Origin of the sequence: Mycolicibacterium sp. MU0053 (genome assembly GCF_963378095.1) — a bacterium.
GTDB classification, from domain to species: domain Bacteria; phylum Actinomycetota; class Actinomycetes; order Mycobacteriales; family Mycobacteriaceae; genus Mycobacterium; species Mycobacterium burgundiense.
Window position 1 is genome coordinate 617,549 of the sequence record NZ_OY726397.1, and the last position, 13,230, is coordinate 630,778.

At 64.2% G+C, this 13,230-nt stretch carries 11 protein-coding genes; 9 read left to right on the forward strand and 2 right to left on the reverse strand.

The genetic code is table 11. The features are described from left to right. Nucleotides 1–350 precede the first annotated feature (350 nt). From RCP80_RS02755 to RCP80_RS02795, 9 genes are all read left to right on the forward strand, one after another. Nucleotides 351–1,778, forward strand: coding sequence for an MCE family protein (locus tag RCP80_RS02755; protein WP_308480892.1), 1,428 nt, complete (start codon nt 351–353; stop codon nt 1,776–1,778). Further along, nucleotides 1,775–2,803 (forward strand): MCE family protein, encoded by a 1,029-nt coding sequence (locus RCP80_RS02760; RefSeq protein ID WP_373693436.1) that lies wholly within the window; start codon nt 1,775–1,777, stop codon nt 2,801–2,803. Before RCP80_RS02755 ends, RCP80_RS02760 begins: the two co-directional genes overlap by 4 nt. After that, nucleotides 2,803–4,107 (forward strand): MCE family protein, encoded by a 1,305-nt coding sequence (locus RCP80_RS02765; RefSeq protein WP_308482675.1) that lies wholly within the window; start codon nt 2,803–2,805, stop codon nt 4,105–4,107. The genes RCP80_RS02760 and RCP80_RS02765 overlap by 1 nt, the downstream gene beginning before the upstream one ends. Further along, nucleotides 4,104–5,369 carry an MCE family protein gene (locus RCP80_RS02770; protein ID WP_308480893.1) on the forward strand — a complete coding sequence of 422 codons (1,266 nt, stop codon included), beginning with the start codon at nt 4,104–4,106 and terminating at the stop codon, nt 5,367–5,369. Before RCP80_RS02765 ends, RCP80_RS02770 begins: the two co-directional genes overlap by 4 nt. Continuing rightward, the gene (locus RCP80_RS02775) at nt 5,366–6,505 is read left to right on the forward strand and encodes an MCE family protein (protein WP_308480894.1); all 1,140 of its coding nucleotides are present in this window, start codon (nt 5,366–5,368) and stop codon (nt 6,503–6,505) included. Before RCP80_RS02770 ends, RCP80_RS02775 begins: the two co-directional genes overlap by 4 nt. Nucleotide 6,506: 1 nt before the next feature. Further along, entirely contained in the window at nt 6,507–7,997 is a 1,491-nt protein-coding gene (locus RCP80_RS02780) for an MCE family protein (RefSeq protein WP_308480895.1), read from the forward strand. Nucleotides 7,998–8,092: 95 nt separating this feature from the next. Continuing rightward, nucleotides 8,093–8,803, forward strand: a complete 711-nt coding sequence (locus RCP80_RS02785) for an MlaE family ABC transporter permease (protein WP_308482676.1) — start codon at nt 8,093–8,095, stop codon at nt 8,801–8,803. Beyond that, nucleotides 8,800–9,654 (forward strand): ABC transporter permease, encoded by an 855-nt coding sequence (locus tag RCP80_RS02790; RefSeq protein WP_308480896.1) that lies wholly within the window; start codon nt 8,800–8,802, stop codon nt 9,652–9,654. Before RCP80_RS02785 ends, RCP80_RS02790 begins: the two co-directional genes overlap by 4 nt. A gap of 235 nt (nt 9,655–9,889) precedes the next feature. Next, nucleotides 9,890–10,396: a TetR/AcrR family transcriptional regulator gene (locus RCP80_RS02795; RefSeq protein WP_308480897.1), complete on the forward strand. Its 507-nt coding sequence runs from the start codon at nt 9,890–9,892 to the stop codon at nt 10,394–10,396. Between the two features lie 16 nt (nt 10,397–10,412). Here RCP80_RS02795 and RCP80_RS02800 read toward each other — a convergent pair whose 3' ends face one another. Next, entirely contained in the window at nt 10,413–11,897 is a 1,485-nt protein-coding gene (locus RCP80_RS02800) for an aldehyde dehydrogenase family protein (RefSeq protein ID WP_308480898.1), read from the reverse strand. A gap of 1 nt (nt 11,898) precedes the next feature. Then, nucleotides 11,899–13,146 (reverse strand): amidohydrolase family protein, encoded by a 1,248-nt coding sequence (locus tag RCP80_RS02805; RefSeq protein WP_308480899.1) that lies wholly within the window; start codon nt 13,144–13,146, stop codon nt 11,899–11,901. Between the last annotated feature and the right edge of the window lie 84 nt (nt 13,147–13,230).

Below are 13,230 nucleotides of genomic sequence, written 5' to 3' on the forward strand. Positions count from 1 at the left end.
GCACCAATGGGCCGGCCCGGCGATTCTGAGCCGTGCGCGGTCTAGTCGAGTCGAGCAGGCACACCGCGGGTCGTACGGCAGCGAACGTATCCGACGTGTTGTACCAATGTCTAGATTCGCGTCCAGAATATCGTCGGGTCATGCAGGATGCTGCATGACGGAGATCACAACCATCCCTTGGATGTGACCACGGGGCGTGATACGTTCCATCCGCACCAGACGTAAATCTGGATTCATGTCTGATTTGAGTTCCCGCTACGAACTCAGATGCCAGTTCCAAGGAGGAATCGCTTGCTGCTCAACACGGTGGCCGGCACGTCCGCTAGCCGCGAACAGCGTGCGGCGTAGACGTGATCGAACGCGGTAGGCACCGGGGTTGGTGGGCCCTCGGACTCGTCGTTGTCGTCTGCGCCTTTTTCGCCACCACCGGAATGGCCTTCGGGGGCGCTTTCGTGCGGTCGGTGGACATCACTGTCACTTCCGATAGGGCGGGCCTGGTGATGGAGGTCGGCGGGAAGGTCAAGATGCGCGGGATCGAGGTCGGTCGCGTCGCAACCGTGAACTCGCGGCCCGGCGGGGTGACGCTGGACCTTGCACTGCAACCCGATGCGATCCGGTACATGCCCGCCAACCTCGAAGCGCAGATCCGGACAACCACACTGTTCGGCGCGAAGTACGTCGACCTCATCTACCCCGAAGTTCCCGACGAACCAAGGCTGCGCGCAGGCGCGGTGATCCCGTCGCGCAATGTCACCACCGAGGTCAACACGGTCTTTCAGAATCTGACGACAGTGCTGCAACAGGTGGAACCCGCCAAGGTGAACGCAGTGGTGACCGCATTCTCCGATGCCGTGCGGAGCAAAGGGCAACGGATGGGCGAAGCCACCACATCCGCGCTTGAACTCATCGCTGCTCTCAACGCCCGCACCGACACAATCCAGCGTGACCTGAATTCCCTCGCAGGAGCGGCGGATACGTATACGAGTGCGGCGAACGACGTCATCGACACGTTGTCCGCGCTGACGACCACCGGCCGAACCATCGCCGATCAGTCCGGCGAACTGCAGGCTGCGCTGCTCAGCACAATCGGACTGTCCCATAGTGGGATCGATCTGCTCGCGCCGAACGCGGAGAACTTCGTCAACGCGTTCTCAAAGCTGCCCTCGACCACCGGTCTGCTGCACACCTACAGCCCCACATTCACCTGCCTGTTCCAAGGTGCGCATTGGATCCTGACCGATTCCGGCGGATACGTCACCAACGGCCGAAGCAACGTGGTCGACACCGCGGTGCTTGCCTTGGCCCAGGATCCCTACCGCTACCCCGACCACCTCCCCGTCATCGGTGCCAAGGGTGGCCCCGACGGTAAGCCGGGCTGCGGAGCCCTGCCCCGGCCTGACCTGAACATGCCCGTGCGCTATCTGGTGACCAATACCGGCTACGGAACCGGATTGGACATCCGGCCCAATCCCGGAATCGCCCATCCCTGGTTGGTGAACTTCTTCCCCACCACCAAGGGTGTTCCGGAGCCGCCCAGGATTTACGGGGGTGGGCGTCCGGCGGCGATCGGTCCGGTGCCCTACCCGAATGCACCGCCCTACGGCGCGTCGCTGTTTGGCCCCGATGGGGCTCCGTTGTGGGCAGGTCCGCCGCCCGGTGCGCCGCCGCCGCCCGTCCCTGGAGTCCCAGTTCCGCCGCCACCGTACGGCCCGGGGCCGGCTCCGGAGGCGCCGTCCGGCGCGGCCGAGCAACCCACCGATGGGGGAGGCCACCCGTGAGGACCAGTACCGCAAGCGCCGCGCGGCGTTTCGCCATGGCGGCGGCGGTGTGCCTGTTGGTTGGATTCGCCATGGTCGCGGTGTTCGGACAGCTCCGATTCGGCCAAACACACACCTACAAAGCCGAATTCAAAACCGTGAGCGGCCTCGAGTCCGGAAACTTCGTCCGGATTGCCGGCGTGGAAATCGGCAAAGTACGCAGTATCGCGATCAAGGACAACACGACCGCTGTGGTGGAGTTCGACACCCGGGACAATGTGGTGTTGACCGACGGCGCCAAAGCCGTTGTGCGTTACCAGAACCTGACCGGTGAACGCTACCTGGCGTTGCAGGAAGGCGCCGGAAGCACGGAGGTCTTGCAGCCGGGAAGCTCAATACCGTTGGAGCGCACCGCCGGTGCGCTGGACCTCGACGCGCTAATCGGCGGCTTCAAACCGCTGTTTCGCGCCCTGGATCCCGATCAGATCAACACCCTGAGTGGACAGCTCATCCGGGCACTTCAAGGCGAAGGGCCCGCTCTTGACGCGTTCCTCGGCCAGGCAGCGGCTTTCACCAACACACTGGCCGATCGCGACGAGTTGGTCGGTCAAGTCATTACGAATCTCAACACCGTGATGGAATCGGTCAGCGACCAAAGCAAGCAGGTCGATACCGCCGTGACCGCGGTGGGCAAACTCGTGGATGCGTTGTCGCAACGCAAAGTCGACGTGGCGAATTCACTGGCTCACCTCGACGGCGCGACCGCCACTCTCGGCGACCTGCTTCTGCAGGCGCGTCCGTCCCTGCAAAAGGTGGTCGCAGAGACCGATCGGACAGCGGGGCTTGTCGTGGCCGACCACGACTATTTCACGCATTTTCTCGACGGGCTGCTACCGAGTTATCAGGCGTTGGCACGGCAGGGTCTTTACGGCGATTTCCTGAGCGCCTATATGTGCGAAGGCGTTCTGAAGGTCAACGGTAAGGGTGGCCAGCCTGTCTATGTCCGACTGTTCAACCAGACGACTGGGCGGTGCGCACCGAAGTGATGAAGGCCTTTTCGCAGTACAACCCGAAACGGGTGGGAGCGGTTGGGTGCCTCACCGTGGCGCTCGTTGTCGGCGCTGCGCTGCAGTACGACCGCCTGCCCTTCTTCAATCAGGGCGCGAAGTACACCGCCGACTTTGCCGAGGCGGGCGGTCTGTCTGCCGGCGATCCGGTCCACGTCGCCGGGTACCGCGTCGGCCAGGTGTCCGACATCGCCCTGGACGGCCCCCGAGTACGGGTTAACTTCAGCGTGGACAAGGGCATTCGGCTGGGCGATCGCACCGAAGCGGCGATCAAGACCGAAACGCTACTCGGTTCCCGACTGCTCGAGGTTTCGCCCCGGGGGGAGACGCCGCTGTCGGGGGCGATCCCCCTGGATCGAACCACTTCACCGTATGAGCTCCCCGAGGCGCTGGGCACCCTGAGCGACACCATCGAAGGGCTCGACACTGCACAGCTCAACGACTCATTGACGACCCTGGCGGAGACCTTCAAGGACACCCCGGCCAACCTCCAGCTCGCGGTGAACGGCATTGGGCGGTTCTCGGAGACGATGAATAAGCGCGATACTCAGCTGCGCAGTCTGCTCTCAGATGCCAACAACGTCACCGGGGTTCTTCGGGAGCGCAGCGACGAGATCGTCAAACTCATCGCCGACAGCAATGGGCTACTGGCGCAGTTGCGGACCGAAAGCGGCGCACTCAGCGGTATCGCGTCGAATGTTTCCCTGCTGGCACAACAGGTCACCGGGGTGGTCGCCGAGAACAAGGACCAATTGCGGCCGGCGCTCGAGAAGCTGAACGGGGTGCTCGCCATGGTCGACGACAGGCAAGAGGACCTCAGCAAGTCGATCGGCCTGGTCAGCAAGTTCTCGCTCTCACTCGGCGAATCCGTCTCCGGTGGACCGTTTTTCAAGGAGTACATCGCCAACCTCGTTCCCGGGCAATTCATGCAGCCCTTCGTCGAGGCGGCCTTCTCCGACCTGGGTCTGGATCCGAGCGTCTTGCTCCCCTCGGAGCTCACCGACCCGCAAGTAGGGCAGCCTGCAACCCCTGCGCTGCCCGTTCCGTTCCCGCGCACCGGTCAAGGCGGCGAGCCACGACAGACCCTGCCCGACGCCATCACCGGGAATCCGGACGATCCACGCTACCCACTCAGGCCGGAGCCGGCCCAGCCCGCTCCAGGGGGGCCGGCACCAGGTCCACCGGAAGGTTACGACCCGCACGCCGTGCCGACGGCAGTGCCCACGTTGGTGGAACCCACGCCGCGACAGCTCGTTCCGCCTATGCCAGGGGAAACGCAATGACCACACGTAAGGGCCGAACGCTGCTGGCCGCTGGTTTGGCGTGCTTGATGCTGCTCGGCGCCGTCGTGGCATTCGGCGTGGTGGAACGCATTGAGCGGGTCCGTGTGACTGCGTACTTCGCGAACACCAACGGCCTGTACGCGGGTGACCAGGTTCGGATTCTGGGAGTCCCGGTGGGCGAGGTCGAGACCATCACCCCGGGACGCGACAACGCCAAGGTAACGTTCTGGTTCAACGGCAAATACACCGTTCCGGCCGACGCGGAAGCGGCGATCCTGGCGCCGGGCCTGGTCAGCGCTCGGGTCATCCAGTTGACACCCGCCTATACGGGTGGTCCAGCGCTGGCCGATGCTGCCGTGATTCCGCAACAGCGGACCGCGGTTCCCGCTGAGTACGACGACTTGCGCGTGCAACTGGAGAAACTGAACGAAAGCCTGCAGCCGACGACTCCCGGCGGGGTGGCACCGGCCGGTGCGCTGATCAACACCGGCGCGGCCAACCTGCGCGGCCGCGGTGCCGATGTGCGGCGCTCCCTCATCGAACTGTCCCAGGCATTGTCGGCGCTCGGCGATCACAGCGGCGACATCAGCGGAACCGTCAAGAACTTGTCAGTCCTGGTGACAGCGTTGGGATCCAGCGCCGACCTGCTCGAAGAACTCAACACCAACATGGCCGCGGTAACCAGCCTGATGAATCGGAAACCGCAGGCATTGGCGACAATGGTGCGCGACCTGGACCTCGCGGTGCGCGACGTCAATGGCTTCGTCGCGGACAACCGAGAGACGTTGGGAACCACCTCCGAAAAACTGGGGTCGATCACCACGATGCTGCACGAGCGGCTACCCGAGCTCAAGCAGATCCTGCACGTATCGCCGAACTCGCTGGCCAACTTCGCCAACGTCTACCGCCCGGCAACGGCCTCCTTCGCCGGAACGTTCGCGGTCACCAACTTCGCCAATCCGCTACAGTTCATCTGCAGCAGCATCCAAGCGGCCTCGCGCCTGAATTACGAACGGGCGGCGAAACTCTGCGTGCAATACCTGGCGCCGATCTTCAAGAACCGCGAGTACAACTTCCCACCCATCGGCACGACCATGGGTCTGCTGAATGGTCTGCCGGTCGCCGGGGCAATGGCGCGACCCAACGAGATCACCTTCAGCGAAGACTGGATGCGGCCCGACCACATCCCCCCGGGCGCAGCTACCACGGACCCGGCCGCCGGACTGTCCGGATTGATGGTTCCCCAGGGAGGCGGATCATGAACCCACGACAGCGATTTCGGGCCGTCACCGCAGTTCTGATCTGCGCCGCGACGATGACGTCGGGTTGTGGATGGCAAGGACTCAATTCACTGGCTCTGCCCGGGACCGCGGGCAACGGACCCGGGGCGTACGAGGTCAAGGCCGAGATTCCGGACATCACCAACATCGAACGCAACTCGCGGGTGCGGGTCGGTGACGTCACCGTCGGCAACGTCACCGATATCGACCTGCGGGGGTGGCATGCCCTAGTGACGATGAAGGTCGACAGCGATGTGGTGTTGCCGGCCAATGCCACCGCAACGGTGGGGCAGACCAGCTTGCTGGGGTCGCTGCACATCGAACTGGCGGCACCGAAAGACGCCGAACCGCAGGGACGACTGACGAACGGCGCACTGATATCGTTGGCTTCGACGGGGAGCTATCCCACCACGGAGCAGACGCTGGCCGCGGTCTCGTTCCTGCTCAACGGCGGTGGTTTGGGTCAGATCGGCGACATCACCGAATCGCTGACCACCGCGCTCGGGGACAATCGAGACCAGGATCTGCGCCAACTGGTCGAACACCTCGCCACCTTCACGGCGCGCCTCAACGAGCAGACCCAGGACATCATCGGCGCCGCCGAAAGTCTGAACAACCTCAGTGGCCAGCTCGCCGCGCAGCGACCCGTCATCGACGAGGCGCTGCACACCATTCCGCGTGCGGCCGCGGTACTTGCCGACGAGCGAGACAACCTGGTGGAGACCCTTGCCAAGACCGGCCAGCTGGCCGCGCTGACCAACGCCACCGTCGGTCCGACCAAAGATGCTCTGGTCCAACAGCTCAACGACCTGGGGCCGGTACTGGAGTCGCTGGCCAACGCCGGACCGGCGCTCACTCGTGCGCTCAGCCTGCTGGGGACCTTCCCGTTCCCGATGGAGAAGATCCGCCACTCCATCCGGGGCGACTACAACAACCTCACCCTCGTCTTCGACCTGACGCTGAGCCGCATCGATGGCGCGCTGCTGACCGGCACGCGGTTCGAAGGCAGCCTTACCGAGCTGGAACTGCAATGGGGCCGCACCATCGGACAGACCCCCAGCCCGTATACCGCCGGCAATCCGCTGATCGTGCCCTACAACTCGAATCAGGGATCTTGACATGCATCTGCAACGACGAATCAAGATCCAGTTCGTTGTCTTCACGGTGATCGCCGTTGTGTCGATGACCGCCCTCGCCTTCGGGTACGGCGGCCTGGGTGCCGCGTGGTTCGGGAGCGGACACCACACGGTGACGGTCGGGTTGCCCGAATCCGCTGGCCTCTACAGTCGGGCAAACGTCACGTACCGGGGCACCACCGTGGGCCGAGTCACCGATGTGCGACTCAGCAGCGACGGAGTGCAGGCGGTGCTGGCCTTGGACGCGGATGTCGAGATTCCGGCCGACGTCATCGCCGAGGTCCACAGCCAATCGGCGGTCGGCGAACAATTCGTGGCTCTGACGCCAGGCGGTACTACCGACCAGCCGTTGCGAAACGGCGATGTGATTCCGGTCGACCGCACCACGGTACCCCCGGATATCAACGACCAACTGGACATGACTTCGACTGCACTGCAAGCGATTCCCCAGGGCAACCTCAAGACCGTGATCGACGAGAGTTACACGGCCTTCGGCGGCCTCGGCCCCGAACTGGGCCGGATGGTCGACGGGATCACCGCACTGGCGATCGAATCCAGAGACACTCTGCACGATCTGACCAATGTCATCGACAACTCGGCGCCCATCCTCGACTCTCAGGTCAACACCTCGGATCAGGTGACTGATTGGGCACGTCACCTCGCCGGTCTCACCGGGCAGGTGCAGAGCGAGAACGATTCCGTATCAAGTCTTCTCGACAATGCCGGTCCAGCGGCCGAGGAGGCCCGCGCAATGCTCGACCGGTTGCAGCCGTCGGTGCCGATCCTGCTCGCCAATCTCGTCAGTTTTGCTGACGTGGGTCTGGTCTACAACGCCAACCTCGAGCAGATGCTGGTCCTCATGCCACAGACGGTGGCGCAGATGGGTGCTGCGACGGTGACGAACCTGACTAACACCATTCAGGACTACCGCGGTTCCACCCAGCAATTCGCACTGAATCTGAACCTTCCGCCGCCGTGCTTGACCGGGTATCTGCCGCCCAGCCAGCGCCGCTCGCCCTCCTTCGAGGACTACCCGGAGCGCCCCGAAGGTGACTTCTACTGCCGAATCCCTCAAGATTCCCAGTTCAACGTGCGCGGCGCCCGGAACATCCCCTGTGCCGGCAAGCCCGAGAAACGCGCACCGCTGGTGTGGATGTGTGAGAGCGACACCGACTATGTGCCGCTCAACGAGGGGAACAACTGGAAGGGCGACCCTAACGCGACGCTATCGGGTCAGGACGTACCCCAACTTCCACCCGGGCAACGACGTTCGCCGAGGCAGGTGCCGGCATCACCCGATGGACTACCTCCGGCGTCCACGCCGCCCGCGCTACTGGGCGTCACCGACTACAACCCGGTGGATGGCACCTACCTTGGGTCAGACGGCGAGACATACACCCAGAGCAACCTGGTCGCCGACGGCGAGATTCCGACGCTGAAGTCGATGTTGCTGCCCCCGGTGCCCGGCCAGTGAGGAGCCCAGAAGTGAAAACCGAATCGACAAAAGGTCCGGCGACCATAGGTCCGGCGGCTTCCAAACCGCTGATCGGCGTGGGTGAATTCTTCGCGATGGCCGCCGACACCGCCATGGTGATGTTCCGGCCACCGTTCGCATGGCGAGAGCTCATCGAGCAAGCCTGGTTTCTGATGCGGGTGTCGCTGCTGCCGACCATCATGATGGCGATTCCGTTCACGGTGATGACCGTGTTCGTCATCAATCTGCTCCTGGTCGAAATCGGTGCCCAGGATGCCGCCGGCAGCGGGGCCGCGCTGGGGGCGGTCACCCAGATTGGTCCGATGGTCACCGTGCTCGTCGTCGCGGGCGCCGGCGCCACCGCCATGTGTGCCGACTTGGGCGCGCGCACGATCCGCGAGGAGATCGACGCGATGCGCGTGCTGGGGATAGATCCCTTGCAGCGATTGGTGGCCCCGAGGGTGCTGGCCGCGACTGTGGTCGCGATGCTGCTCTCACCCTTGGTGACGGTGGTGGGACTGCTGGGAGCTTTCGCATTTTCGGTCTTCTTCCAGAACGCCACTCCCGGGACCTTCGTGGGCGGTCTGACGTTGCTGGTAGGCCTGCCCGAGGTGGTGATCTCCTTGGTGAAGTCGGCTCTCTTCGGACTTACCGCCGGCATGATCGCCTGCTATAAGGGGCTCTCGGTTGGCGGAGGCCCGGCGGGTGTCGGCAATGCCGTCAACGAAACCGTGGTGTTCTCGTTCGTCGGGCTGTTCGTGATCAACGTGATCGTTACGGCCATCGGTGTGAAGGCAACACTGTGATCACCTCGACTCCCAGCACCCTGCGTCCTCGGATCGACCGGACGAGAAGCAAGGTCGTGGACGGCTGGACCAAACTGGGGGACCAGGCCGCGTTCTACGGCAAGTCGCTTGTTTCGATCGGCGACGTGCTGCGCAACTACCGCCTCGAATTGGTCCGCATCATCGCCCAAATGAGCATGGGTTCAGGCGCATTGGCGGTAGTCGGCGGCACCGTCGCGATCATCGGGTTTCTCACCCTCTCAGCCGGAGCGCTCATCGCCGTCCAGGGGTACCACTCGCTGTCCAACATCGGCATCGAGGCTCTGACTGGATTCGTCTCCGCCTACCTCAACGTGCGCCTCATTGCGCCCCTCATAGCTGGTGTGGGATTGGCGGCGACCATCGGCGCCGGCGCCACCGCGCAGTTGGGTGCAATGCGGATCAACGAAGAAATCGATGCCATGGAGGTCATCGGCATCCGAAGCGTCGCCTATCTCGCTTCCAGCCGGGTCATCGCCGGCGTCATCGTCGTGATCCCGCTCTACAGCATCGCAGTGCTGATGTCGTTCTTTGCTGCGCGGTTCGGCACCACTGCGATCTACGGACAGTCCCGCGGCGTCTATGACCACTACTTCAACACCTTCTTGAACCCGTCGGACATGCTGTGGTCGTGCTTGACCGCTGTCGTCATGGCCATTGTGATCATGCTCGTTCACACCTACTACGGGTTCACCGCAACCGGCGGTCCCGCGGGCGTGGGTGAGGCGGTGGGGCGGGCGGTCCGCACATCCCTGGTTACCTCGGTCTTCGTAGTGCTGGGTCTGACCCTGGCCATCTACGGCCAGTCCCCTGACGTCAATCTGTCGGGTTAGCGGTGGCCGTCAGCACCGGTCGTCCGGTCTTAGGGGAGCAGCCGGACCTTTCCCATCCCGGTTCCCAGGAACTTGGCAAACTTTGGTCCCCGGGGACCGCTCGCGTCCGGTCGGTGAGACACAGCGCCGAGGACGATCTTCGTTATCCGCTACGGTCTAAGCAATGGCGCAGGGCAGGGTCGTAGAGTCAGCGCGCCGGCGATATACAGGCCGGCGCGCCGATACCATGCTGCGGTTGACCGACGCCGCGATGGAAGTTCTGCGTGAGGTTGGCTTTCACGAGTTGACGCTGCAAATGGTCGGTGAGCGTGCCGGCATGACCCGGGCCACCGCGTACACCTACTTCGCGTCGAAGGACCACCTCGTTGCAGAGGTTTTTCGCCGGCGCATGGTGGCGACAACCGTGTCCATCCCCGACTCGTCGGATGTCGTCGAACGGGTCCTGGCGACGCTTCGGCATATCGCTTTGATCGTCGCGGACGAACCCGAACTGGCCGACGCGATCACGGGGGTCTTCAACAGCTCGGATCCCGAGATAGAAGCCATCCGCATCCAACTGTATGAGTACGTACACACAGTTACCGTCGCGGCGGTCGGTGACGACGGCGACGAGGAAACCGTGTCGATGCTGGAGATGGCCTACCTCGGCGCGATGATGCGAGCGGTGTTCGTACCGGGATTCAAGAAAACCGTGACCCAGGACGTCGAGAAGTTGGCGCGTCGCATCCTCGCAGCGGATTGACACTTGCGGGCGTTCCTCACCCGGGATGCCCGATGGTCTTGATCTCCAGATATTCCTTGAAGCCTTCGGCTCCGTTGCGCCGGCCGAGACCACTTTGCTTGGTACCGCCAAAGGGACTGGTGATACCGAAGTGGCTTCGGCCGTTGACCGTCACGTTACCGGTACGCAGCCGCCGGGCGATACAAAAGGCTCGTTCAGTGTCAACCCCGGTGACTTCGCCGGAGAGCCCGTAGATGGAGTTGTTGGCGATCGCGACGGCCTCGTCGTCGGTGTCATACGGGATCACCGAGAGCACCGGGCCGAAGATTTCCTCTTGGGCCACTTGAGAATTCGGATCCACGTCGACGAGCAGTGTGGGCTGCGTGTAGTACCCGACCGGCAGGTGCTCCGGAACGCCGCCGCCGGTGACCAGCCGGGCACCGGAGTCGATTCCGCTCTGGATCAGCCCGAGCACCTTCTGCCGCTGGGCCTCGCTGATCTGCGGACCCTGCAGCACGCCCGGGTCCCAGGGGTCGCCGACGGCGGTGGCGGCCATGGCGGCCCGCAGGATCTCGATGCCCTCGTCATAGCGGCTTCGGGGCAGCAGGATCCGGCTGGCCATGATGCAGGCCTGACCGGACATCACGCACGCGATCATGGCCGCCATCGGCAGGCACTTCTCGAACTTCGCGTCGTCGAGCACGATGTGGGCGGACTTGCCGCCGAGTTCCATCATGGTGCGCTTGACGGTTGGCGCGGCCGCGGCCAAGATGGCCCGGCCGGTGGCCGTCGACCCGGTGAAGGTGATCATGTCGACCCGCGGGTCGGCTGAGAGCGCCGCGCCCACCTCGTTGGCGTTCGAGCTGACGACGTTGAACACCCCGGCCGGGATGTCGGTCTCCTCGGCGACGATGCGCCCCAGCTCATTGCCCGACCACGGGGTCAGCTGCGCGGGTTTGAGTACGACGGTGTTGCCGGCCATCAGCGCCGGGACGGTCTCGGCGATGTTGAGGTAGAACGGCACGTTCCACGGGGTGATCGCGCCGACCACGCCGACCGGGTCGTAGGCGATGGAACGCCGGGCGGTGCCCATCGGGGCCTTGTGGATGCCGGTGTCGACCAGGTACTCGAAATCCCGGCCGTGTTCGGCCCAGTGCCGGACCTCGTCGATGGGATCCTCGATCTGGCTGCCGGTCACGCTGACCGGACATCCCACCTCGGTGACCACGATGCGACGCAACCGCTCCTTGTTGCGCTCCAGCGCCCGATGCAGCTGCATCAGGCAGTGGAAACGGAAGTCGACGTCGCGGGACCATTCGGTGGTGTCGAAGGCGCGCCGCGCCGCGGCGATGGCGTCGTCCATGTCGGCGACGGTGCCGTCGGCGGCCTGCCCGACCACCTGCTCGTTGGCCGGATGCACCACATCGAACAGCGCGCCGTCGGCAGTGTGCCGCAGTTCGCCGTCGACGAGCATGCGCGCTTCGCCGGCCAGAATGCCGGTCTCACCGGTGGTTTGGGTCATCTCAGCTTCCGGGGGCGACGAGTTGGGGCGGGTGTACCGCGTCGGGGTCGGGGTTGGCGATCGGCAGGCCCATGAAGCGGCGGGCGTTGTCGCCCATGAAGTCGTAGGTCCGGCGGATGTCCATGCCTTCGGCGTAGCGCCAGAAGGCTTTCGGTTCGGCCAGTCCCTCCGGGTGCGGATAGTCCGAGCCGAACAGCACCTTGTCCCAGCCGACGGTGTTGACGACGTCGGCGACGCAGCCCTCCCAGAACGGGCTGACCCAGATGTTGCGGCGGAAGACGTCGTGCGGATGCTCCGGGAAGTTCTGCGGCATCTTCTTGACCAGCTCGTCGAAGTCGTTGAACAGCGGGAAGATCCAGCTGCTGCCGTTCTCGACGCTGGCGATCCGCAACTTGGGGAAGCGGGTCAGGGTGCCGTGGCAGATCAGGCTCGTGAGCATGTCGGCGATCTCGCGGTGGCCGAGCACCATCCAGCGGAAGGCGCTCTGCGCCATGAAGTTCTGGGTGTGTGGCGGTTCCCAGCTGTTCACGTAGTCATCCAGTGGCGGGTAGCTGGCGTGCAGCACGATCGGCAGGCCCGCGGCTTCGACGTCGCGCCAGAACGGATCGAACTCCGGCAGTGCCGGTGAGCGCCAACCGTGCAAGCCGTTGACCGGACCCGGCTTGATCAGCGCGACCTGGGCGCCGTGATCGAGGATGTAGGCCAGTTCGCGCTGGGCGGCGTCGACCTCGGAGAGGTTGATGATCGGTGTGGAGAACACCCGGTCCTCATAGCTGAACGACCAGTGTTCGACCATCCACTGGTTCAGGGCGTGGATGATCGCCAGCGTCAGCTGTGGGTCCTCGGCGCTGGAGTGTTCGACCAGGCTGGCCAGCGTCGGATAGTTGAGCGCCTCGACGACACCTTGCCGGTCGAGCTCTTTGACCCGATCGTCGGGATTGCGGGTCGCCGCGGGCGCCTCGATGGCCTTGCCCTGCATCTCGCGCAGGGTCAGGCCCTCGGTGTTCTTGCCGGCGAAGAACTTCTCGTGCGCCCCGGGCGCGGCCACCCTCTCGAAGGTGGGGTTGGGGATGAAGTCGGTGACCTTGCCATTGATGATGATCCGGGTCTGCTTGCCGATCTGGGCGTACTGGACCGCGTGGCGGTAGCGCTCCGGCAGGAACTTCGTCAGCGCCTCGGGGGTCTCGTACATGTGTTGGTCGGCATCGAAGATCGGAGCCGACCGAAACTGTTCGCTGGGGGTGCTCATGAGCTCGCCTTCCCGCCGCGAGCAGACGCAAACTCACCCGAGATGCAGTGAAATTGGGCAAGTTTGTGTCTGCTCGGCATGGTT